Origin of the sequence: Enterobacter sp. A103 (genome assembly GCF_034427535.1) — a bacterium.
Classification (GTDB): domain Bacteria; phylum Pseudomonadota; class Gammaproteobacteria; order Enterobacterales; family Enterobacteriaceae; genus Enterobacter; species Enterobacter asburiae_B.
Window position 1 is genome coordinate 1,056,215 of sequence record NZ_JAXQPQ010000001.1, and the last position, 23,206, is coordinate 1,079,420.

The window sequence follows — 23,206 nt, forward strand, 5'->3', positions numbered from 1 at the left end:
ACAATGAAACGTTCTCATCTTTGGGTTTTAAATCCTTGCTTGCTTGCAATGCTTTCTACCTCTGCGTGGGCGGAAGAACAAAAGGAAGAAAATATCGTGGTCTCCGCCAGCCGCGCGCACCGCAGCGTGGCGGAGATGGCGCAGACCACCTGGGTCATTGAACGGGCTGAAATTGAGCAGCAGGTTCAGGGCGGGAAAGAGATTAAAGAGGTGCTGGCGCAGCTGATCCCGGGCATGGACGTCAGCAGCCAGGGCCGTACCAACTACGGCATGAACCTGCGCGGCCGCTCCATGATGGTGATGGTGGACGGCGTTCGCCTGAACTCGTCCCGCAGCGACAGCCGCCAGCTGGACTCTATCGATCCGTTCAACATTGACCGTATCGAAGTGATCTCCGGCGCCACCTCGCTCTACGGTGGCGGCAGCACCGGCGGCCTGGTGAACATCGTCACCAAAAAGGGCCAGCCGGAGACCGAAGTTGAGTTCCAGACCGGGGCAAAAAGCGGGTTTAACAGCCACAACGATCGCGATGAGAACGTGTCGGCAGCCGTAAGCGGCGGCAACGACAACGCCTCCGGTCGTCTGTCGGTGTCGTATCAGCGCTACGGCGGCTGGTATGACGGCAAAGGCAACGAGGTGATTATCGATAACACCCAGACCGGCCTCCAGTATTCCGACCGTATTGATGTGATGGGCACAGGCACCATCAACATTGACGATCGTCAGCAGCTGCAGCTGACGACGCAGTACTACAAGAGCGAGTCCGACGGCAAGCATGGGCTGTATCTCGGGAAGAACTTCTCGGCGGTAACGGGCGATGCGACCGCGTACAACAAAGATAATCTCGATTCTGACCGCGTACCGGGCACCGAGCGCCATCTGATTAACCTGCAGTACTCCAATACCGATTTCTGGGGCCAGGATCTGGTCGCACAGATTTACTATCGCGACGAGAGCCTGACCTATTATCCGTTCCCGACCCTGACCAAAGGCGTGGTGAGCAGCATCGGCGCGTCCCAGCAGAAAACCGATTTTTACGGCGGCAAGCTGACGCTGAACAGCAAGCCGGTGGACGATTTAACGCTGACCTGGGGTGTGGATGCCGACCACGAAACCTTCGATGCCAACCAGCAGTTCTTCAACCTGAGCAAGGCTGCGGCGAGCGGCGGCATGGAGCTGGATAACGCCTACAACGTGGGCCGTTACCCGGGCTACAGCATCACCAACCTCGCCCCGTTCCTGCAGGCCAGCTACGACATTGACGCCATCACCCTGAGCGGCGGCGTGCGTTATCAGTACACCGAAAACAAGGTGGACGACTTTGTCGGTTATACCCAGCAGCAGGCCATCGCCACCGGGAAAGCCACCTCCGCCGACGCGGTGCCGGGCGGGAAAACCGATTACAACAACTTCCTGTTTAACGCCGGGATCCTCGGTCGCCTGACCGAACAGCAGCAGCTGTGGTTTAACTTCTCCCAGGGCTTCGAAATTCCGGACCTGGCGAAGTACTACGGCTCCGGCACCTATCAGCTCAGCAACGGTCACTATCGCCTGCTGAACAGCGTCAACGTGAACGACTCGACGCTGGACGGTATCAAGGTCAACGCTTATGAACTGGGCTGGCGTTACACCGGCGATAACCTGCGCACGCAGGTCGCGGCGTATTACTCGCTCTCTGATAAAACCATCACCATCAACAAGACGGATATGACCATCAACCTGGAAGACGACAAGCGTCGTATCTACGGGGTGGAAGGTCAGGTGGACTATTTCTTCACCGACAGCGACTGGAGCACCGGTGCGAACTTTAACGCCATCAAGTCTGAAACGCGCGAAAACGGCAAATGGGAGAAGCTGACGGTTGACAGCGCCAGCCCGTCGAAAGCCAGCGCATGGGTCAACTGGGCGCCGGGCGACTGGACCCTGCGCGTGCAGAGCACGCAGACCTTTGACGTGTCAGACTCCGACGGCAAGAAGATCGATGGCTATAACACGGTCGACTTCCTGGGCAGCTACGCCCTGCCGGTGGGTAAGGTCAGCTTCAGCGTGGAAAACCTGCTGGACAAAGACTACACCACCGCCTGGGGCCAGCGCGCACCGGGGCTGTATAGCCCAACCTACGGCGCACCGGGGCTGTATACCTATAAAGGCCGCGGACGTACGTTTGGTCTGAACTACTCCGTACTGTTCTGATCCTGCGCGCCGCCTGCGGGCGGCGCATTTTGCTGTGTAATTTCAACGCGAATTTGCTATAAAATCAGCGATTTGCTGAAATTGTCGGCAAACGAAAGAAAAGTGCGTTTTCACCCTTTGACAAGGTGAACGCAGGTCGATAATATTCGCCCCGTTCACACGATTCCTCTGTAGTTCAGTCGGTAGAACGGCGGACTGTTAATCCGTATGTCACTGGTTCGAGTCCAGTCAGAGGAGCCAAATTTGAAAAGCCTGCTTTTAAAGCAGGCTTTTTGCTTTTCTGCGTCACTGATGTTAACTCAGAATCGCATCCAGTCTGGCAAGCACTTCATTTACAACGGCGTCAGGTATACGTTCCAGCCGCATGCCGTTCCGGGCAGCCATATCAATGGTTCTGGGCTGGTCACAGCGAATAACGCCCGTTGTTGTTGTCCCCGCCCCTTCCAGTGAAACGGTGAAACCTGCTGTACGTGCAAAGTTTCCGCCGCTGGTGACGGGAACCACTACCGGTAACCGGGTCAGCTTGTTAAACGATGCCTTCGATACGACAAGAACCGGACGTTTTCCACTTTGCTCGTGGCCAGCAATCGGATCCAGTGAAACAAGCCAGATTTCCCCTCTGTCCATTTACAGGATCTCCCTGCCCACCGCAGGCGCATCGATCCATTCCCGCTCCTCTTCGCTCATTTCAGCGTACGGATCGCACTGCGCCAGCAGCTCCTCAAGCGAATAGTGAGGCCGCTTCTGGGGTTCAATAATCAGGCAGCCATTATTAATGGTCATGCCGACTTCGCTGTCCGTCGACAGCTCCAGCGTTTTCAGCACGGCGGGAGGAACTGCCAGCATGATGGATCCGCCGACCTTTTTCAGACGAGTTGTATACATAGCGCACCTCCAGATATTATATTTTAATATAACATTCATGACGGGAAGTGCACAATTATTCATCAGATTCATGGTGATTTCCTTTTCGTATTTAGGTGTCCATAAAGCCGTTATCCATCGAAGGACAGTGCAGGCGGGAACGAAGCGCGGAACTAAGAAGGCTGATAATAGAAAACTGTTTTTGCGGTTCAAAGGATTATGGCTAATCGGATAAACGAAATGCGAGGCGGCTTCCGGATCGGAGCTGCGCCCGCTGTATTGTCTTTTGACCGTCGAAAAGACCCGTAACGCTTAGGGCAGCCTGGCAATCACCTTAATCTCAAACTGGAATCCGTACAGCCACGTCACGCCGATCCCGGTCAACGTCGGGTAAGGCGCTTTCCCCCAATATTCTGGCAGGATACTCCAGATAGCGTCGAGGTTTGACTCGGGATCGACGACAAAGAGGGTAACGTCAACCACGTCACCGAACGTGCAGCCCGCAGCCGTAAGAACAGCATTAAGGTTATCGAATGCCAGCCGGATCTGCGCGTTGAGATCCTCTTCAGGCGAACCATCCTCCCGGCTACCAACCTGTCCAGAAACAAACAGGAAGCCGTTAGATTTGATGGCGGGTGAATACCGGTTGCGCTCGTAGAGCGCCTGTCGACCGAAGGGAAAAACGGCTTCGCGTATTGTCATATTAGTACCTTTGTTATGGGGCGAAATCTGCCCGGTGAACATAAAGACACTTTACAGGTGTCGGATCGGGCGGATAAACAAGCGACTTTGTCCATCATTGTTTGTAATATCCAAACAATCGGTGAAAAGAGAGAACAACGGATGGATCGTTTCGATGCGATGCGCGCCTTTGCTCGCGTGGTGGAGGCAGGCAGTTTCACCAAGGCTGCCCAAACGCTTCATATGAGCAAAACCACGGTGACGCAGCTTATTCAGCAGCTGGAAGCGCGCCTGCGCGTCAGGCTGCTCCACCGCACCACCCGCAGGCTCGGTGTGACTCCTGATGGCGCGGTCTACTACGAGCGCGTAATCCGCCTGCTGGCGGACATGGAAGATGCTGAAAACAGCCTGTCCAGTGCGACGATGACGCCCCGGGGGCGACTACGGGTGGACGTGCCCACTCCTCTCGCCCGCCTGGTGCTGGTGCCCGCGCTACCGGCTTTTCACGCGCGCTACCCTGATATCCAGTTCGACATGGGCGTGAGTGACCGGGTGGTGGATCTGATCGGCGACAACGTGGATTGCGTCGTGCGCGGCGGGGAAATCAATGACCAGTCTCTGATCGCACGCCATATCGGCGATTTACAAATCGGTGTTTACGTCGCACCGAGCTATGTGGAACGCCTCGGCGCACCTGCGCATCCGCGAGAGCTGGAAAACACGGACCATCGCATAGTGGGATTCTTGTCCTCACGCACCGGTAAGGTTGATCCTCTGGTACTGCACGGTGAGAGCGAACATATTGAAATCACGGGCAGCTACGTGCTTGCAGTGGATGATGGCAATGCCTACCTCGAAGCCGGGCTCGCGGGATTAGGCGTGATTGCGCTACCCGTTTATATGGCGGCAGCACATCAGGCTTGTGGCTCCTTGATTCCGCTATTTGAAGACTGGCGTATTAACCCAATGCCCCTGTACCTGGCCTTTCCGCCGAACCGCCACGTTAACGCCAAACTGCGCGTTTTTATTGATTGGATCGTTGAATTGATGCAGCAGCATGTCCCCACTTCTACCCATAAGTAACTGCATCTATTCGCTCAACACCGCCGAGTGACGGTCATGCTGGCGGTTTTGAAGCAGGTTTTTTGCTTTTCTGCCCTAAAGCACAAACTCATAGTGCGAGCCATCCGGCAGCTCCACATCAAGCCGCAGCTTTCCGCCCGCAGCCTCAACGTAGCGCTTGAGAGAAGAGAGTTTCAAATCGCGCCCGGGCTTTTCCATTACCGCAACGGTAGGTTGCCTGATACCCAACGCCTGCGCCATTTCTACCTGCGTTTTTTGTACTTTCTCGCGTAACTCAGCAAGATGAATGTTGAGCAAAATATCCGTTGCTATCGCCTGAGCGCTGGCGACAACCTCCGGCTTTTCATCCGCTATAAGCTGCTCAAGGGTTCTTCCCATCGCGCTATTCCCTCTCTTTTAATCTATCCAGCCAGTGAGTGAATTCCCGGTCAGCAACGAGAAGCATCTCATCGTAGAATCGCCTTTCATTGCCGACCTTATTGCCCGCACAAAGCACGATACCCGTGCGGTTTGGATCAAAGGCGAAAAACGCCCGCAAGGGATCGCCCTTACTCTGAATACGTAGCTCTTTCATGTTGCTGTAACGAGAGCCTTTAAGCGTATCAGCGTAGGGTCTCGATAAACCCGGCCCCTTCTCTCGCAAAACAAGCAGTGCTGCAAGTACGCTGGCGCGATCGGTATCGTCAAGCGAAGTGAACCAGCGATCAAACCTGTCCGTCGTGTTAATTGCCCACACAAGACCTCCCATCCAATATAGATCAAAAGCTATATACGTGCAAAGCTATAGCGATGATTATGCTGAGATGGAAAAGCAGAATCTTGTGGGGTTACGGAAATACTGAATGCGTACCGGAGTAATTCTATGTATCCCTTGTTGGATATTCATTTTGTTACGAGCAGAATCGGAAAAAGTTCAGCAGCCCAGCAACTGCCGCCAGGCCGCCACTTCCTCATCCAGCCACGCGACAAAAAGAGCCACCTCGGGCTTCGTCTCCGTTGACTGCGCTTTCACCAGCCAGTAAGGCCAGGGATACGGCGCGGTAATGGAGGTTAGCTGGACGAGCTCGCCCCGGGTGATGGCATCCTGAACCAAAGAGCGACGCTCCAGCGCGATGCCTTTCCCGAGCCGAACGGCTTCGATAATTAAATTCGAGTCGTTAATGCATAAACCGCCAGGCACGATCTCTTTCTCAAGCCCCGCATTTACGCACCACGTTTTCCACGACTCCATGGAAAAAATAATATGACTTTTTGCAATCTCAGCCGGCGTAGCGGGCAGCTCGCCGTCGTTATAGCCGGGTGCGGCCACCACAATAAGCTCATCGGAAAAAAGGTACTGGCTTTCGCTCCCTTCCCAGTTTCCCTTCCCCATTCGTATCGCGATATCTGTTCCTTCCTGCTGCAGGCTGGTGACCGTCAGGCTGGACTGGATCCGAAGGGTGATAAGCGGATATTTCGCCCGAAAGCGTTCCAGACGCGGCAACAGCCAGTGGCATCCAAAAGACGGAACCATCGCCAGCGTCAGCTCCTGCTTTCTCGGCTTCACCTGTACAAGCCGAGTGGCATCTGCGATATGGTTCAACGCCTCGCGTACCTGTAAGGCATAGAGCCGCCCTTCTTCGTTGATCTGCACCCCGCGTCCCTGACGGATAAAGAGCTTTACGCCCACCATCTCCTCCAGCAGTTTGATCTGCTGGCTGATTGCGGAATGGGTAACGTGGAGCTCTTTCGCCGCCAGCGTCACGCTGCCAAGACGGGCGACGGCTTCAAAGCTTCGCAAACTGGCAATGGGTGGAAAATCCGACATGAAAGCACTTCCTTATCCGCGCTGGATGTATAACGGCAACTTGCCCACATGTCAGTAATACTAACCTTTACGGTAAGATACTGAAGATATTCGCCAGGAAGTTTGTATTGTACTGTCTGTTCATCCTCTTCAATGACGCGTTATTTCACAGAGACAGGAAAACGGCAACGATGATTAAGCTTGTTGGCATGATGGATTCACCTTATGTACGGCGCGTGGCGATTTCCCTTGAACTTTATGGCGTTGAGTTTGAAAGTCAGCCGCTGTCGGTATTCAGCACCTTCGACGCGTTCTCCCGAATCAACCCCGCGGTAAAAGCGCCGACGCTGATTCTGGATAACGGAATACGTTTGATGGACTCGTCATTGATATTGAATTATTTCGAGACTCAGGCCGCACCCGGGCGGAGACTTCTGCCCGTAGAGCCGGATGCGCTGGCAAACGATCTTCAGACGCTGGGCTTTATCCTCGCCGCCGCGGAGAAAGCCGTGCAAAATGTGTATGAACACCACCAGCGCCCGGTGGAAAAGCAGCACGCTTTATGGGTCGAACGCATTACAACCCAGCTGCTGGCGGCCTGCAGGGAATGGAATGCCTTGCTGGAGACGCGTCCGGCCTCCGCCGTTCCCGATCAGGTTGCCGTCACGAGCACGGTTGTCTGGACGTTTATTCAGTCGATGATCCCGCACGTCGTTAACGCAGCGGATTTTAGAGGGATTCAGGCGGTTGCCGAATCATTTGAATCACAGGCGGTCTTTAAAAAATATCCGTTCAGCTAAGCGATGAGCCCGGTCAGCGCAGCGCTACCGGGCAAATCAGCACCTAAATCTGATAATCAATCGCCACTTCTTCCGGCTCCATCACCTGGCGTTTAATCTCATCCACCGACAGCCCGGCGTTGCAGAGCTCGATAAAGCGCCACACGTAGTTGCGCTGCAGCTGACCGCGCTTCAGGCCAAGCCATACGGTGTTGGCGTCGAACAGATGACGCGTATCAAGACGCACCAGGTTCCCGTCCTCGCGTTCTCCGCTGGACTGTTCCGCCACCAGACCAATGCCCAGACCCAGCTCGACGTAGGTTTTGATCACGTCAGAATCCTGCGCGCTCAGCACCACGTCCGGCGTTAGCCCTTTGCGGTTGAAGGCCTCGTCTATGCGCGAGCGTCCGGTGATCCCCTGGCGGTAGGTGATCAGCGGCCATTTCGCAACGTCTTCCAGCGTCAGAGGGGAAACCTGATTCAGCGGATGATCGACCGGGAGTAACAGGCTGTGGTACCAGCGGAACCAGGGAAAGGCCACCAGCAGCGGGTCGTTGCTCAGGCGTTCGCTGGCAATGCCGATATCCGCCCCACCGTTTTGCAGCAGCACTTCAATTTCCTGCGGCGTGCCCTGGATGAGCTCCAGACGGACGTCGGGGAAAAGTTCGCGGAACGCTTTAATCACCGGCGGCAGGCTGTAGCGCGCCTGGGTGTGGGTGGTGGCGATGGTGAGTACGCCCGAGGCGTCATTGGTGAAAAGATCCGCCAGACGACGCACGTTGCTGGCCTCGTTGAGGATCCGCTCTGCGATGGTGAGCAGAGCCTTACCCGGCTCCGTCATGCCGAGCAGCCGCTTGCCGCGACGGATAAAGATCTCTATGCCCAGCTCCTCTTCCAGCTCGCGGATGTGGCGGCTGACGCCGGACTGAGAGGTATAAAGCATATTGGCGACCTCGGTCAGGTTGTAGTCCCGCCTGGCCGCCTCACGGATAATTTTAAGTTGCTGGAAATTCACGATTCACTCCGGCGCATCTGACATAGCTCTATTGTTAGAGTCAGCCGCGCTGCAGAACAAATAATAAAAACCAGCATCTTATGCTTTTATGGAATATCAGCTCACGAGCTGGAGTTCACGGTTCTCAAGCGACGGCTTGCTGACCAGCGACATCAAAATCTCTTTTACCGCCTGCGCCTGCGGCGTCAGCGAACCGCGCGCAGACATATTCAGCGACAGCGGCAGGCTCATGGAAGGCGTGGTGATCCGCGCCATCCAGCCGTTCGCCGCGCTGCACAGCGAGCGTGCTGCGGATTCCGGCAGAACCGTCACGCCCATTCCGCTGGCAATGGCCGCGGTGAGCGTGGAGATTGAGTCAATTTCACCGATGATTTTGGCCGTCAGGCGGCGCAGGGAGAACGCTTCGTCCACGCGCACGCGCACGGCGCTGTAGTCGCGCGGCAGATAAAGGTTCATCTCTGCCACGGCGGTAAGGTCTACGCTCTGGCCCGGACAGTCGCGGGTGCCCACGAGGTAGAGATCTTCTTTCAGCAGCGGCTGGCTGGTGATGCCGGCGACCGGGGAGCGATCGTAAAGGACCGCCATATCCAGCTGCCCGTTGAGCAGTTTGTCATTCAGTACGGAACCGCTGTTTTCGTGCAGGTACACCAGCACTTCAGGCAGCTCGGCGCGTACGGCCTGCAGCAGCGGCATGGTAATAGAGGACGCAGCCGTTCCCGGCGCCAGTCCGATAGAAACGTGCCCGCTCAGGGTCTGGCCCACGTTATTTACCGCCAGCTGCGCCTGTTCACACTGGCGAAGGATGGTGCGCGCATGGGTATACAGGATCTTGCCTGCTTCCGTTGGCGTGACGCCGCGTTTGGTGCGGATCAACAGCTGCTGATCCATCTCGCCTTCCAGAGTAGCCACCTGCTGGCTCAGCGCAGGCTGCGCGATATGCAGCACTTCAGCCGCTTGAGTCAGGCTGCCGATATCGACGATTTTTACGAAGTATTTCAGTCGTCTTAAGTTCATTTTGCCCCCTGTTCGAAATGCTGTGCCGGAACCGGCTGTCGTTGTTGAACAGGTTTTGCAATATGAATGCCACTTTTACCAGGCGGTCCAAATTGTTCGCTAAACGCCTGAAAATAAGGAAACCTAATCATGGAGGTGGGTTTTATTACTGAAACAGCAGTTTATGATCTGCCCCATTAGGGGTATGCCCGCACCATGACGGTGCATTCCGCTGCCAAAAACATCACTTTGCCGATTTTGTCAGCAAACGATCAAAAGGCGTTGATCCACCCTTTGACAAGGCGAACGCAGGTCGATAATATGCGCCCCGTTCACACGATTCCTCTGTAGTTCAGTCGGTAGAACGGCGGACTGTTAATCCGTATGTCACTGGTTCGAGTCCAGTCAGAGGAGCCAAATTTGAAAAGCCTGCTTTTAAAGCAGGCTTTTTCCGTTTCTGGTGAGACAGTCTGGAGGCCTTTGAAGAGGCCTCTTTGTCTGGTCAGAATATGTCTACGGCTGTGAATCAGTCCAGAATGTTATCGTTAAACACGTCCAGATCTCTTACCAGATCGTCAATAAGCTTGGTTAACGGTTGTAATCGAACCGACGGCTGGCTGAAATTAAACTGACCCAGCAGCAATTGTCTGAGTTCTGTCTGAGTAAAGGTGAGGTCATACATAGACTGCAACTCTTTAAGCCAGTCTGATGTGTAAATACGTTTAAGCTGTGCCAGATAATCCACCACTGCTATCATGTTCTCATAACGATCATCAAGCGCAAACGTCTCATTTAGCTCCTTTAGCGCATCAGATTTTCCCACCAGGAAACGCTGTTTTATCTTTACGTTTAACACCTGGTAATTTGAGAGCGCAATAACTCTGTCGCTATCGGATAAACAAAACTGAAAAACTGAGTCAAGAGTTTCATTCATGGGATGGAAATGCTCAAGTTTCTTTTTGCTTTTCTTCTTATTACAAACAGCGCATACCGGGACAAAGTTATAGATGTTCAAGGCATAATAGCTGTAAGTTGATTTATCCAAATAATGATCAAGCTCACCGTAAAATTTTTTAGTAACATCCAGAAAGGCTTTATCACAGTATGGGCAAACAGGGGTATTTAATGCTCCGGCAAAACGCGGTGCTGAAACTGAATCTCGAAAACAAGTATAATTTTCTTTCATCCAGTCATCAAAAACCACTTTATAAGCCGCAGGTAGACTTGTAAGCGCCTTCTCAAAAGAAACGCTTTGTGCACTCAATACTTTTTTTTGCCATGGGGAAATTAGAACTGCAGCTCTCACGCATGAAAACTGCGGATTCTGAAGTATACTTCGCAACTTTTTAAGTTTATCAGACGATGTTTTACATTTCTGCATTTCGGCGATAGCGTTGTTAAATGCCAGATAATTTTCCTTTATCCCTGCGAAAAAAACGGCAATTATAGTATCCCTCAGTATATCCTTTCCTCGTGATGGTCTGTTGAATCCTTCGAAGAATTTACTTCGCACGCACCATTCAAGAAAAGCCGTATCATTTCTCACTAAGTTTTCCTCTGACCATAGCACGCTGTTCATCCGTCAACTGTGAGATAAAGTGTTCAATTTCACGTCTCTCCAGCAGAGCGGGTTTGTCCAGTTTGCGTTGAAGCGCGTACGTCACAACAGGCTCTCCGACTTCAGATATCAAAAAACGTAATGTTGTTTCATCTATATCCGGATTCTTCAGCGCATCTCGTATTTTTTTGCTGGCAAACTCTCCAACGGATTGCTCCACAAAAAAGCGATGTTTATACAAATCATGAATATTACTTCCAAATGTTTTACCCAGCTCTTCAGGGCCTGGCGCAACGGGTATGACACTTGCCCGGGGCAAATCTGAAATTACTATCGGGTTGTGGCTGGAGATGATGAGCTGAAAATAAACGTCTGGATAGGCAGACAGTATATCAAGCACCGTTTTAATTAAACGTGCCTGTCGTTTAGGATGTAAATCAGAATCTGGTTCATCAAGCAGTAGCTGAATGTTTTTAGATTTTAGTCGGGCGTCCTCAGCTTTACGTTGTAGCGTAGCATAAAGATCAACGAGCTTCCATTCTCCCGTGCTGAAGGGCGGATCAATCGTAAACCGACATTCGGGGACCTTCTCCCTCATCAGCATCATTATTTTCAGCAAAACAGGAAGAACATGGTTAAACGGTTTCTCATAATTTTCGGAAGGACCAAACTCGTACCGCACGGTACCTTTTTGACTACTACGGCCTTTTTGAATATATGATAAGAATTTCACCAATGCATAGGTGTCGATTAAAAAGAGAGATTGACACAATGGTTCAAATTTCTCCAGCAACTCAAGTATTTTCGCATTTGAATTAAGTTGAACAATATCTTCAAGCAGTTCCATACGCTCAGGAATGATATCCAGTAGCTGTAATGATACATTAGCCTCTTTCCAGAAACCTGTGTTTTCTTCGGCATAACTCACCATCAACCAAAAAAGCTTCAATACAACAAGCGAAGCCAAATAAACGTTCTTCGAGAAGCGCTGATTGACTTGTTTTATTTTTACATCTACTCCCTGAAAATGTTGATACCAGGAAGCCTGAACACGCCAGGTATAAAAGCGTGGAGCGATACTCTCCCTTAGTTCAAAATAATCCATTGCCTGGTAGGCATGATAAATTTCATAGGGAGCTGCATAGCTATTATATCGACGGCGTTGCGCAATCGATAAATCGTGGCGGGAAATTTTACTGAACGCAACGCTCAACTGAACGTTATTTGATGCGTAATACCAGGTGTTAGCGATAGGTGTTGATGATATAGATTCACAGTGGAGCGCCATTGAGCCAACGACGTCATTGCAACGCGCTTTCCATAAATTGATAATCACACCCTGTTTTACCTGTATCACATACAGACACGCTGAATGTTTAAAGATATAGGTGAAAGCCTGTCGCATTGCCTGCTCGCCAGTATCTACACGCTGCCCCCGCTCTAATTTCATCCCTGTTAGATTTAGAATGCCCATGACAGCAGTTTTACCGCTGCCATTTATTCCAGTCAGGCAGACCACTTCAGCATTGACGCCAAAAAAATTGACCGGAACAGCGTCATCCCGGGGAGAAACTTCTATAACGGATTTTTCCTGATTAAAGCGATATCGATACTGTAAGGAAAAGTCATAGGTCTGGTCGGTAATATTGCGCCAGCATTCAATACAGAGAGAAAGTGCACTCATTAGCTTTTCCTTGCGGAAGGGGAAATACGTCAAGAATATCATCAACTATTTATCGTTGTGTATTAAATTTGCCCCTTACTCCCTGATTCTGGGGAGTCAAATTTGAAAAGCCTGCTTTTAAAGCAGGCTTTTTGCTTTTCTGTGCCTGGAAAGATGGCCCTCACATGCCAATCTTAACCGGCATCCCCGACCGCCGTTCCAGCTCAGCGCCCGCGCCCTCGTTTATCAGCTGCGTTCGCTGCGCGGCTGAAATAGGCAGCGGCACTTTCCGGGTTGACTCAAATTCCGCACGGTTACGTGATAATGGCTCGTGAACTTCCACCCAGCGGCTGCCGTCCGGCTCCGTGGTCATCTTTACAGGCCGATCGATAAGCTGCACGCGGGTTCCCACGGGAACGTTATCGAAAAGATACTTTATGTCGTTATTACGCAGACGAATACAGCCCTGACTTACCCGCAGCCCGATGCCGAAATTCGAGTTTGTGCCGTGAATGGCATACAGCCTGCCGATATAAATCGCATACAGCCCCATCGGGTTATCCGGCCCGGCGGGCACGAATGCCGGCAGCGTTTTCCCTTCTGCCGCATAGGCACGGCGCGTGTTCGGCGTTGGAGACCAGGTTGGCCCCTCCTGCTTACGCTCAACGGCCGTCACCCAGTTACGCGGGGTTTCACGCCCGGCCTGACCGATACCGATGGGCAGCACTTCAACGGTGTTACCGCCTGGCGGGTAGTAGTAGAGACGCATCTCCGCCGCATTGACGATAATGCCCTCGCGGACGGTGTCAGGCAAAATCAGCTGCTGAGGAATCACCAGCCGGGTGCCGGGTTTGGGCAAAAAAGGATCCACGCCCGGGTTTGCTTCCAGCAGGTTGCTCAGCCCCTGCCCGTACTGCGCGGCAAAGGCTTCCAGAGGCAGCGTGTTGCCTTCGGGAACGGTGATGATAATCGGGGTACCTACCAGACGACTGCCTTCCGGCGGAAGCGTATAGGTTACGGCAAACGCACCGGGTACAGCGGCACACAGCGTAAGGACGAACCAGGTAAGTCGAATCATAGTTTTCTGCGCTCAAAAAAGAGAAAGCCCGGACTCAGGCAGGCTTTCTCAGTTTACGCTATTACGCCTCGGTTTTGCGCCACCTGCGCGTCAGCACTTTCTCCGCCTCGACAATAAGGAACATCACAAAACCAATCAGGAAGGTGATGACCCAGTAGCGGAACGGCAGCGCTTCGGTGCCAAAGAGCATCTGCATGAACGGTGCGTAAATGATAAGAAGCTGTAGCGCCAGCAGTACGCCGCTCACGATCCAAATCCCTTTGTTCGCCAGCAGGCCTTTGCTCAGCGAGAAGCCGTCATTCACGCGACAGTTGAGCATGTAGAACCACTGCGCAGTGACCAGGGTTTGCAGCAGCACGGTGCGGATAAATTCTGCCGAGTAGCCGCGCGGCTGTAGCCAGGCTTCCAGCACGAAGGCGCTGATGGCAATCATCAGACCGACAAACACGACGCGCCAGATGGCATAGCCGTCCATCACATGGAGATTCGCCTTGCGCGGTGGCCGGTTCATGATGTCCTTCTCACCCGCTTCAAACGCCAGGCCAAACGACAGCGTTGCCGACGTCGCCATGTTCATCCACAGGATCAGGACCGGCGTCAGCGGGATCAGGTTCCCCGCCAGCAGCGCGATGATAATCAGCAGGGCCTGCGCGATGTTGCTGGGGATAACGAACAGAATGGTCTTTTTCAGGTTGTCGTAAACCCGACGCCCCTCGTGCACCGCGCTGGCAATGGTGGCAAAGTTGTCATCCGTTAACACCATGTCGGCGGCTTCCTTGGTCACTTCAGTCCCCTTAATCCCCATGGCGATACCCACATCCGCCCGCTTGAGCGCGGGGGCATCATTTACGCCATCCCCGGTCATGCCCACGACTTCCTGTTTACTTTGCAGAGCCTGCACAAGGCGGAATTTATCCTCCGGGCTGGTTCGGGCGAAAATATCGTACTGCCGTGCGGCGTCGCTCAGCTGACGATCGTCCATCGCCTCCAGCTCACGTCCGGTGATAGCGCTTGCGGCGTTACCAATCCCCAACATTTGCCCAATGCTCATGGCCGTTTGCGGGTGGTCGCCGGTGATCATTTTCACGCGGATCCCGGCCTGCAGACAGTCGGCAATGGCGGTAATGGCCTCCGGACGCGGCGGATCCATCATTCCTGCGATACCCAGCAGGATCACGCCGTCATGCAGGTCCGGGTGATCCAGCTCGCGTTGTCCCTCGCGGGCAGGTTTCCAGGCCGCGGCCACCATGCGCAGACCTTCCCGGGCATACTCTTCAATCTTCCCTTCCCAGTAAGGCTGATCGAATGGCTGCAGTCCGTCATTCGTCTGCTGGTACTGGCAGAGGCGGAACAGGACGTCCGGCGCGCCGGTGATTAAAATCACCTCTTCATCGCCCAGCCGGTACAGGGTGGACATGTATTTATATTGTGAATCAAACGGGATTTTACTGCGCATTTCGGTATCGACCGGTGGGAGCGGGATTTTCGCCGCCAGCACCTTCAGCGCGCCCTCGGTTGGGCCCCCGGTGATTTTCCACAGCCCCTGCTCGTCTTTGATCAGCTGGCTGTCATTACAGAAATCAATGGTGCGCAGGTAGCGTTCCAGCAGGGAACCCTGCGTCACGCTGACGGGCGTCGGGTCATCTACGGGGTGAATATTCCCCACCGGTTCGTAGCTGTCGCCCTCCACGCGATAGGTCGTGTCAGCGGTAATCACCGCTTTGACCGTCATTTCATTCATCGTCAGGGTGCCGGTTTTATCCGAGCAGATGACCGTCATCGCCCCCAGCGTTTCCACCGTAGGCAGCTTGCGAATGATGGCCTTGCGACGCGCCATGGCCTGTACGCCAAGCGAAAGGATGATGGAAATGATGGCCGGCAGGCCTTCCGGCACGGCGGCAACGGCGAGGCTAATAAGCGACAGCACCAGTTCAGAAACCGGCATATCCCGGAACAGGAGGCTAAAGACAAACAGCGCCACCATCATCACCAGGATAGTGATGAAGATGGTCTTACCGAGCTTATCCATCTGCACCATCAGCGGCGTGCGGTGTTTTTCAATGTCGGACATCATCTGATTGATGTGGCCCAGCTCGGTCTCGCCCCCGGTTGCCACCACCACGCCTTTACCGCCGCCGGAGCTGACGGTGGTGCCTGAGTAGAGCAGATTATACCGGTCACCTAAGGGCAGTTCCCCGCTTAACGCATCGCTGTTTTTCTCAACAACGGTGGATTCGCCCGTCAGGATGGCCTCCTCCACGCGAAGGTTATGCGCTTCAATCACGCGCAGGTCCGCAGGGATACGATCCCCGGCGCGGATCACCACGATATCTCCCGGAACCAGCGCCGTGGTGGGGATCGTTTCATGATTCCCCTGTCGTACCACCACGGCTTCGCTGGAGAGCATATTGCGAATGCTCTGCAGCGATTTTTCAGCGTTGCTCTCCTGGATATGGCCAATCAGCGCGTTAATGATGGCAACCCCAAGGATCACGAACATGTCTACCCAGTGGCCCATGAAGAGCTTAAGCAACGCGGCCACCAGCAGAACATAAATCAATACGTCGTTAAAATGCGCCAGGAAGCGCAGCCAGGCGGGTTTACCTTTTTTTTGCGGTAACGCATTCTCACCATGCTGCTGCAGTCGGGCTGATGCCTCTGTGCCGCTAAGGCCTTCCAGGGTGGAGTGAATATTCGACAGGGTTTCATCAACGGTTTGTTGATAATACGGACGTTCAGGTTTTCCTGTTTTCATCGTTCCTTCCTCAGGTTCTATTCAGAAATCACCTTGCTTTTATGTAATTAACGAATAACGAAAACAGGAACATGTGCGTAACGAACAATACTTGCCGCCTCCGATCCTAACAAATGGGTTTGAATATTTGGATTTCGCGAGCCGACAATAATCGCGCCGACGGCAAGTTCATCCGCCAGCTTAATAACCTCATCACGAACATTCCCGCTACGGACGTGGAGATGAACACGCTCTTCTGGCAAATTTACTTTTTTGACCAGGTCAGACAGCTTTTCTTTCGAATTATTAATCATATATTCATCCATTTTGCGCGCATCTGAAATAAACCCACGCGTCAGTTCGGCTGAAAATTTGGGCATGACGTGCAGCAAATGAATGTCACCCAATGCGCTTTGCGCCAGAAACTGTGCATGCTGCAACGCTTTATCCGCCAGGCTTGTCTCGTAGACATCCACCGGAACGAGAATGTTTTTATACATATCGAGCATCCTTTTTATAACCAACACGAGAGTGAATGAAGCAAAAAAACGCATTAAATGCAGGGGGTTGCCCTTAATGCCAGTTACGGTAAAAAAAGATGATTAACATTAAACGTAGCACAGGAATATCAGGTTTAGCGCTTCCCCACTGATAATGGTTATTTAACATTTATCTTTTCGCCGACTATGCTCATAGTCAGCTACCGCTTCCGGCTCATGGAGGAATGTATGTATGGTTTAAGCCTGATCCGTCTGGGTATGTTTATTGCGCTTGCCATTATCGCCAGCACGGCGATTGGTTTATTTACCTATATGGTCGTCACTGTTCTGGCAGAATAGTGTCACCCCTGTCCAGGTTATGGAATAAATAAAACAGTTATTTATTAGGGGAATACAGTGAACCGCTACCTCTCTCTTTTACCGTTCGTTTTGTTAACGCTCACGGCGTGCGACCCGAAACCGAAGCAAGCCTCTCCCCTTCCCAGGATGGTAAAAGTGGCGGAGGTGACGGTTCCCGGTCACGCCCAGCAGCGCGTTTTCCCCGCCCGCATTGAATCGGGCGATGCCACAGACCTTTCCTTCAAGCGCGCAGGACAAATTGAAGCGCTCGATGTGCGTCAGGGCGCAGCCATCAAGCAGGGGCAACAGCTTGCCAGACTGAACGCCCGTGAAGCCCAGCAGCGGGTTAACGACAGACAAACGGCGGCGACGCTGGCCCAGAGGCAGTTCGATCGCTTCCAGACGCTGGCGGGCCGGCAGGCGATTTCGAAAGCGGAAATGGACGTGCAGCGTGCGAACCGCGATTCGGCGAATGCGGCGCTGCAGATTGCCCGGGAAGAGCTGAATCAGATGACGCTCGTCGCCCCCTTCAGCGGGACGGTGGCCAGCGTACATGTCCGAAACCATCAGGTGGTGTCCCCCGGACAGCCCATTGCCACGTTAACCCGCACCGACCTGCTTGACGTGGTGTTCAGTATCCCCGAAAACCTGTTTAAGACCTTTGATATCCGCAACGCGCAGTATCGCCCCGTGGTGCGAATTAACGCCATTCCGGATCGGGAATTTACCGCCGTCTACAAAGAGCACTCAGGCAGCAGCGACAGCAATACCCTGACCTGGCAGGTGATACTCACCATGCCGCGGCCAGATGATTTTCCCGCCGTCGGTGGCGTAAGCGGTACGGTGACCATCAATTTAACCAACCTCCCGGCGGGCGCGGACGCTCAGGCGCTGGTCGTCCCGGTTGAGGCAGTTTTTAACCCGGACAACAGCCCGCGCAATGAACCGCACGTCTGGGTCGTAACGGGCGAAGGCGACGCGCTCCATCTTGAAGACCGCAAGGTCAGCGTGGGGCAAGTGAGCACCGAAGGCGTGGTGATCACCAGCGGGCTTAAGGCGGGCGAGCGCGTGGTGGCCGCGGGCGTTGGGGAGCTCCATGCTAACCAGCCGGTGCGTATCTGGACGCGTGAACGGGGCCTGTAATGGATATCTCTCGTCAATTTATTAATAACCCTGTTCGCGTCTGGCTAACGATCCTGCTGCTGGGCATCGGGGGGATTTTCGCCCTGTTGAATATCGGCAGGCTGGAAGATCCCGCCTTTACCATCAAAACCGCTGTGGTGGTCACCCACTACCCCGGCGCATCCGCTCAGCAGGTTGAAGAGGAGGTAACGCTTCCGCTGGAGAATGCCCTGCAGCAGCTGCCTTATCTGGATAACGTCAGCTCTATCTCGTCAAACGGTCTGTCGCAAATCACCGTTAACATCGCGTCACGCTATCACTCGAACGAGCTGCCGCAGATTTGGGATGAACTGCGCCGCCGCGTGGGCGATGCCTCGCGTCAGTTCCCGCCCGGCGTCGTCACGCCCTTTGTAAATGACGATTTCGGCGACGTGTTCGGCTTCTTCTTCGCCATTTCCGGGAATGAATTCAGTAACCCTGAACTGGTGAGATACGCGGAGCAGCTTCGCCGCGAGTTAATTCTGGTCCCGGGGGTTGCGAAGGTCGCCATCGGTGGGGCGATTAGCCAGCAGGTCAACATTGATATCTCCCTGAGCAAAATGGCCGCGCGCGGCATTACGCTGAACCAGCTTTCCGCCCTGCTCAGCAGACTTAACGTTGTTTCCAGCGCAGGAGAAATCACCTCCGGCACCGAATCCATTCGCCTGCACCCGACCGGCGAGTTCGGGAATCTTGATGAACTGGCGGATCTCATCATCACGCCTTCCGGCACCGGGGCGGCGACGCGTCTGCGGGATATCGCCACGCTGTCGCGCGGGCTGAACGAATCGCCAGCCAGTATCTACCATGCCAACGGCAAAAAAGCCGTCACCATGGGCGTCTCGTTTATTCCCGGGGTGAACGTGATCGACGTGGGCCACGCGCTGGAGGCGAAGCTAAACCAGATGTCGGCGGAAAAACCGGCAGGCATACGGATAGACCTGTTTTACGATCAGGCCGCTGAAGTGGGCCATTCCGTTAACGGTTTTATTATTAACTTCCTGATGGCGCTGGCGATTGTCATCGGCGTGCTGCTGATCTTTATGGGCGTACGCAGCGGGATCATCATTGCGGTTTCTCTCGCCCTTAACGTGCTGGGCACGCTGCTGATTATGTATCTGTGTGGCATTGAGCTACAGCGCATCTCGCTTGGGGCGCTGATTATCGCCCTCAGCATGCTGGTGGATAACGCCATCGTGATTGTCGAAGGGGTGCTGATTGCCCGACAGCAGGGCTCCCCGCTGTTAACCGCCGTAAACTACATCATCCGCCGCTCCGCCCTGCCGTTGCTGGGGGCGACGGTGATTGCCATCCTGGCGTTTGCCCCTATCGGGCTGTCGCAGGATTCCACCGGGGAATACTGTAAATCCCTGTTCCAGGTGCTGCTGATTTCCCTGATGCTGAGCTGGTTTTCGGCGCTCACCCTCACCCCGGTGCTGATTAAGTGGTGGTTGTTTAAAAACGACAGCGCGCCCGATAAAACCGACGAATCAGACCCTTACGATAAACGACTCTACCGCGCCTACCAGCGCCTGCTTAACACGCTGTTGCACCATAAGGCACCGACGCTCATTGTGATGGCTGCGCTGCTGGCAGCGTCTGTCTGGGGCTTCGGCGCCGTACGGCAAAACTTTTTCCCGTCGTCTAATACGCCCATTTTCTTTGTCGACCTGTGGTTACCCTACGGTACCGATATCAAGTGGACTGAGAAAATGACCAGCGATATCGAAAAAACCATTAACGGCCAGCCTGGCGTGGAGACCACCGTCTCAACCATTGGTCAGGGAAGTATGCGCTTTATTCTGACCTACAGCGGACAGCGCCAGTACAGCAACTATGCGCAGATCATGGTGCGCATGGACGACCAGCGCAACATCTCCGCCCTGACGCGCCACGTGGACGAGTACATCGCGCGAAACTATCCGCAGGTCAACGCCAGCACCAAACGCGTGATGTTTGGCCCCTCCGGCGACAGCGCCATTGAGGTGCGCATTAAAGGCCCGGACCCTGACCGGCTGCGCCTGATTGCCAGCCAGGTGGACGATATCCTCACGCGCGACCCGGCCACGGGCAGCGTCAGGAACGACTGGCAAAACCGCAGCAAGGTGATCCGCCCACAGTACGTTGCCGCCCTTGGCCGCGAGCTTGGCGTAGATAAGCAGGACGTTGATAACGCGCTGGAGATGAACTTCTCCGGCAGCCGGGCGGGGCTGTACCGGGAAGGCAGTGACCTGCTTCCGGTCGTGGTGCGCCCGCCTGAGAGCGAACGGCTGGACGCCAGTCACCTGAACAACGTGCTGGTCTGGAGCCAGACGCGGCAGCAGTATATCCCGCTGAGTAACGTCGTCAGCCGCTTCTCGCTGGAGTGGGAAGATCCGCTCATCCTTCGACGCGACCGCTCGCGGGTGCTGACGGTGCAGACGGACCCGGACCCGCTGAGCCAGCAAACCTCCGGGGACATTCTCGCCCGGGTGAAGCCGCAAGTAGATGCCCTTCCCCTGCCACACGGCTACAGCATCGAGTGGGGGGGCGACGCGGAAAACTCCAGCGAAGCGCAGCAGGGGCTATTCACTACGCTACCTCTCGGGTATCTGGTGATGTTTGTCATTACAGTGCTGATGTTCAGCTCGGTAAAAAATGCGGTCGCTATCTGGCTGACCGTACCGCTGGCGCTGATTGGCGTGACGCCGGGATTTTTACTTACCGGCATTCCCTTTGGCTTTATGGCGCTGATTGGTCTGCTGAGCCTGAGCGGAATGCTCATCCGCAACGGCATCGTGCTGGTGGAAGAGATCGAACAGCAGAAAACGCAACAGGATCAGCACAGCGCGATCGTGTACGCCGCGACCTCGCGTCTGCGCCCCATCCTGCTCACCGCGTTTACGACCGTACTTGGCCTGGCTCCGCTGCTGCTGGACGTTTTCTTCCAGAGCATGGCCGTTGTGATTATGTTTGGACTGGGGTTTGCTACAATCCTGACGCTGCTGGTACTCCCCGTGATCTATGCGTGTTTCCATCGTAAGGACGAAGCCAAACAACAATGAATGCGACAGGGCTGAACATTATCAAGACGCTGGGCTGTATGACGGCGGTGACCTTCTTTACCATCTACAACACCTGGGATCATTATGATTATGACTATCACTGGATCCTGGGGTTTTTAACCTTTATTTCGACCATCGCCACACCGCTGTTTTTTGTCGTTGCGGGCTATCTCGACGGACAATCACGGCACGGCACCCGCTGGCAGCTGGGTAAAATTAAAAGTCTGGTGATTGTTTTTCTGTTCTGGATAACGATCTACTACCTGTGGGAGCCCTATCAGCGCGGCTATTTAATCCAGCCCTGGTTCGTGTTTGCGTTTGTGGTGATTTACACCTTCCACCCGGCGGTGGAGTGGCTCAGCCAGCGGCGAGGGCTGTTCTGCGGCGCGATTGCCGCCCTGCTGCTCTTTTCCTACGGATACGATCTGCTGTCGGCGCTCTATCCTGGAACGCACGTCCTTTCTCTTTCGCCGCAGTATCGGCTGTGGACGTGGCTGCTGTTTTATCTGACGGGGCAACTCTTTTGCGACCCGAAAATTGCCGAGTGGATTAGCCGCAAAAATGTCGTCAGGGCGGCGGTCGTCGCCATCCCGTTTATCTACCTCTTCACCTGGTTTTACGAGCGCCACTTCTTCTTCGCGCTGTTCAAGGCGGACAGAAACGCCTTTATTCTCACCGGCTCGCAGATTTACATTTTGATCATCGCGCTGGTGATTGCGGCGAACGGCGTGCGCTTTCGCCGCAATGCTGAATTTAAGGAGTCCATTCTGGCCGCCATCAGCAAAACGATGACCGGCGTGTATATTGTGCACTACTCGGTGTTTCATCTGCTGACGGCGCTGATACCGGTGACCTCTCTCGGTATGAAGCTGGCGCTGATTGTGCTCACCTTCGTCACCTCAGTTCTGTTCTCCATGCTGGTATTGTCTAACGCCGTGGCAAAAAAGGTGATCACCCTTTAGAAGCCCAAGCGCAGCCAGGCAAAGAGCACGTTGCCGTTGTTATAGGTTCCGGGAATATAGGTGAACTGGACGGTAACGCGCTTATACCCGGCGGAAAACAGCGGGAAGATAAACGGTAGCGGGACATAGTTTGCAAAATCATCTCGCGCCGTGATGCCCGCCGCGGCACCGAGCCCAAGACGGAAATCTTTGGCATCATCCAGATACCAGCCCTTCTCCCAGCCATAGCCCATCGCGGGCTGCCATTCGTTGTGCGAGTCCTTGAACATCATTGCGAACAGCGCGCTCCAGTTGCCCTCTTCGTTATAGCGGGAAACGCCCAGCCCGCCGCCCCACGGCATTTCATTGTAATTGTCGGTTTTTTCTTTGTCGTACATAAAGCGAGCGTGCCAGCTCAGAAACGGCAGGTACAGGTCGTAACGTTGGGGCTCTTCCCAGGTTTGCGAAATATCATCCGTCAGCGCATTCCACCAGCCGCTGATACGCTGTTCACCATAGACGTTGGGCTCCGCATGAAGCGGTGCGACGAATAAAAACAGGACCATCCAGAATGCCGAAAAGGTGCGTTGCATCGTTATTCCCTCAGCTTAACTTACGCAGCGGTCACTATTACTGTAAACCATTCAGCCTTTAACGGAGCCAGAAGACACAATTATCTCGATGCAGGCGGGGATGAAATTTATTTATTCAGCACCATCCGGAAAGATAAAAACGTTTTCTCAGGCGTTCTGTCGCGGTAGTCTCATAGGTTCCGTTTATATGACGGCCGCTAT

General features: G+C 54.0%; 20 protein-coding genes and 2 tRNA genes. 8 read left to right on the top strand and 14 right to left on the bottom strand.

What is annotated here, in order from left to right:
• The first annotated feature begins 3 nt into the window (after positions 1-3).
• Positions 4-2,193, top strand: coding sequence for a TonB-dependent siderophore receptor (locus SPH27_RS05100; protein WP_047061141.1), 2,190 nt, complete (start codon positions 4-6; stop codon positions 2,191-2,193).
• Positions 2,194-2,357: 164 nt separating this feature from the next.
• Positions 2,358-2,433: transfer RNA gene (locus SPH27_RS05105), tRNA-Asn, on the top strand.
• Positions 2,434-2,487: 54 nt separating this feature from the next.
• On the opposite strand, the gene SPH27_RS05110 is transcribed toward SPH27_RS05105, so the two are convergent.
• The 3 genes from SPH27_RS05110 to SPH27_RS05120 form a co-directional block, all read right to left on the bottom strand.
• The gene (locus SPH27_RS05110) at positions 2,488-2,820 is read right to left on the bottom strand and encodes a type II toxin-antitoxin system PemK/MazF family toxin (protein ID WP_058841450.1); all 333 of its coding nucleotides are present in this window, start codon (positions 2,818-2,820) and stop codon (positions 2,488-2,490) included.
• Entirely contained in the window at positions 2,821-3,078 is a 258-nt protein-coding gene (locus SPH27_RS05115; RefSeq protein WP_058841451.1) for a hypothetical protein, read from the bottom strand.
• A gap of 291 nt (positions 3,079-3,369) precedes the next feature.
• Positions 3,370-3,759 carry a RidA family protein gene (locus SPH27_RS05120; protein WP_096150847.1) on the bottom strand — a complete coding sequence of 130 codons (390 nt, stop codon included), beginning with the start codon at positions 3,757-3,759 and terminating at the stop codon, positions 3,370-3,372.
• Between the two features lie 141 nt (positions 3,760-3,900).
• Here SPH27_RS05120 and SPH27_RS05125 point away from each other — a divergent pair, with 141 nt between their 5' ends.
• On the top strand, positions 3,901-4,821 hold the full coding sequence (locus tag SPH27_RS05125) for a LysR family transcriptional regulator (RefSeq protein WP_048980124.1): 921 nt from the start codon (positions 3,901-3,903) through the stop codon (positions 4,819-4,821).
• Between the two features lie 75 nt (positions 4,822-4,896).
• Here SPH27_RS05125 and SPH27_RS05130 read toward each other — a convergent pair whose 3' ends face one another.
• The 3 genes from SPH27_RS05130 to SPH27_RS05140 form a co-directional block, all read right to left on the bottom strand.
• Positions 4,897-5,199: an XRE family transcriptional regulator gene (locus SPH27_RS05130; protein ID WP_029741460.1), complete on the bottom strand. Its 303-nt coding sequence runs from the start codon at positions 5,197-5,199 to the stop codon at positions 4,897-4,899.
• Between the two features lie 4 nt (positions 5,200-5,203).
• A complete protein-coding gene (locus SPH27_RS05135) occupies positions 5,204-5,557 on the bottom strand; it encodes a type II toxin-antitoxin system RelE/ParE family toxin (protein WP_048980127.1) in 354 nt (117 codons plus the stop codon).
• Positions 5,558-5,734: 177 nt separating this feature from the next.
• Positions 5,735-6,628 carry a LysR substrate-binding domain-containing protein gene (locus tag SPH27_RS05140; protein WP_048980130.1) on the bottom strand — a complete coding sequence of 298 codons (894 nt, stop codon included), beginning with the start codon at positions 6,626-6,628 and terminating at the stop codon, positions 5,735-5,737.
• A 173-nt stretch (positions 6,629-6,801) separates the two neighbouring features.
• Here SPH27_RS05140 and SPH27_RS05145 point away from each other — a divergent pair, with 173 nt between their 5' ends.
• Positions 6,802-7,407, top strand: coding sequence for a glutathione S-transferase family protein (locus SPH27_RS05145; protein WP_048980132.1), 606 nt, complete (start codon positions 6,802-6,804; stop codon positions 7,405-7,407).
• A gap of 43 nt (positions 7,408-7,450) precedes the next feature.
• Here SPH27_RS05145 and cbl read toward each other — a convergent pair whose 3' ends face one another.
• Both cbl and nac read right to left on the bottom strand, forming a co-directional pair.
• The gene (gene cbl, locus SPH27_RS05150; RefSeq protein ID WP_023336219.1) at positions 7,451-8,401 is read right to left on the bottom strand and encodes an HTH-type transcriptional regulator Cbl; all 951 of its coding nucleotides are present in this window, start codon (positions 8,399-8,401) and stop codon (positions 7,451-7,453) included.
• Between the two features lie 96 nt (positions 8,402-8,497).
• The gene (gene nac / locus SPH27_RS05155) at positions 8,498-9,415 is read right to left on the bottom strand and encodes a nitrogen assimilation transcriptional regulator NAC (RefSeq protein WP_033145933.1); all 918 of its coding nucleotides are present in this window, start codon (positions 9,413-9,415) and stop codon (positions 8,498-8,500) included.
• Between the two features lie 320 nt (positions 9,416-9,735).
• Here nac and SPH27_RS05160 point away from each other — a divergent pair.
• Positions 9,736-9,811, top strand: a tRNA-Asn gene (locus tag SPH27_RS05160).
• 109 nt (positions 9,812-9,920) lie between these two features.
• Here the strand turns inward: SPH27_RS05160 and SPH27_RS05165 are convergent.
• The 5 genes from SPH27_RS05165 to SPH27_RS05185 all read right to left on the bottom strand — a co-directional run bounded on the left by SPH27_RS05165 (position 9,921) and on the right by SPH27_RS05185 (position 16,927).
• Positions 9,921-10,940, bottom strand: coding sequence for a hypothetical protein (locus SPH27_RS05165; RefSeq protein ID WP_048979807.1), 1,020 nt, complete (start codon positions 10,938-10,940; stop codon positions 9,921-9,923).
• Positions 10,930-12,636, bottom strand: coding sequence for an AAA family ATPase (locus SPH27_RS05170; RefSeq protein WP_058842184.1), 1,707 nt, complete (start codon positions 12,634-12,636; stop codon positions 10,930-10,932). The genes SPH27_RS05165 and SPH27_RS05170 overlap by 11 nt, the downstream gene beginning before the upstream one ends.
• A gap of 160 nt (positions 12,637-12,796) precedes the next feature.
• Positions 12,797-13,693: a L,D-transpeptidase gene (gene ldtA / locus SPH27_RS05175; protein ID WP_182073014.1), complete on the bottom strand. Its 897-nt coding sequence runs from the start codon at positions 13,691-13,693 to the stop codon at positions 12,797-12,799.
• 61 nt (positions 13,694-13,754) lie between these two features.
• Entirely contained in the window at positions 13,755-16,448 is a 2,694-nt protein-coding gene (locus SPH27_RS05180) for a cation-transporting P-type ATPase (protein ID WP_182073013.1), read from the bottom strand.
• A 47-nt stretch (positions 16,449-16,495) separates the two neighbouring features.
• Positions 16,496-16,927, bottom strand: coding sequence for a universal stress protein (locus SPH27_RS05185; protein WP_048976427.1), 432 nt, complete (start codon positions 16,925-16,927; stop codon positions 16,496-16,498).
• Positions 16,928-17,323: 396 nt separating this feature from the next.
• On the opposite strand from SPH27_RS05185, the gene SPH27_RS05190 reads away from it, so the two are divergent.
• Genes SPH27_RS05190 through SPH27_RS05200 form a run of 3 tightly spaced genes read left to right on the top strand, consistent with a single transcriptional unit; the run spans position 17,324 to position 22,433 of the window.
• A complete protein-coding gene (locus SPH27_RS05190) occupies positions 17,324-18,409 on the top strand; it encodes an efflux RND transporter periplasmic adaptor subunit (protein WP_182073012.1) in 1,086 nt (361 codons plus the stop codon).
• Positions 18,409-21,471: an efflux RND transporter permease subunit gene (locus SPH27_RS05195; RefSeq protein ID WP_182073011.1), complete on the top strand. Its 3,063-nt coding sequence runs from the start codon at positions 18,409-18,411 to the stop codon at positions 21,469-21,471. The genes SPH27_RS05190 and SPH27_RS05195 overlap by 1 nt, the downstream gene beginning before the upstream one ends.
• Positions 21,468-22,433 carry an acyltransferase gene (locus SPH27_RS05200; protein ID WP_167819429.1) on the top strand — a complete coding sequence of 322 codons (966 nt, stop codon included), beginning with the start codon at positions 21,468-21,470 and terminating at the stop codon, positions 22,431-22,433. The genes SPH27_RS05195 and SPH27_RS05200 overlap by 4 nt, the downstream gene beginning before the upstream one ends.
• Here the strand turns inward: SPH27_RS05200 and pagP are convergent.
• The gene (gene pagP / locus SPH27_RS05205) at positions 22,430-23,005 is read right to left on the bottom strand and encodes a lipid IV(A) palmitoyltransferase PagP (RefSeq protein WP_033145939.1); all 576 of its coding nucleotides are present in this window, start codon (positions 23,003-23,005) and stop codon (positions 22,430-22,432) included. The two genes, SPH27_RS05200 and pagP, sit on opposite strands and share 4 nt — an antisense overlap.
• Between the last annotated feature and the right edge of the window lie 201 nt (positions 23,006-23,206).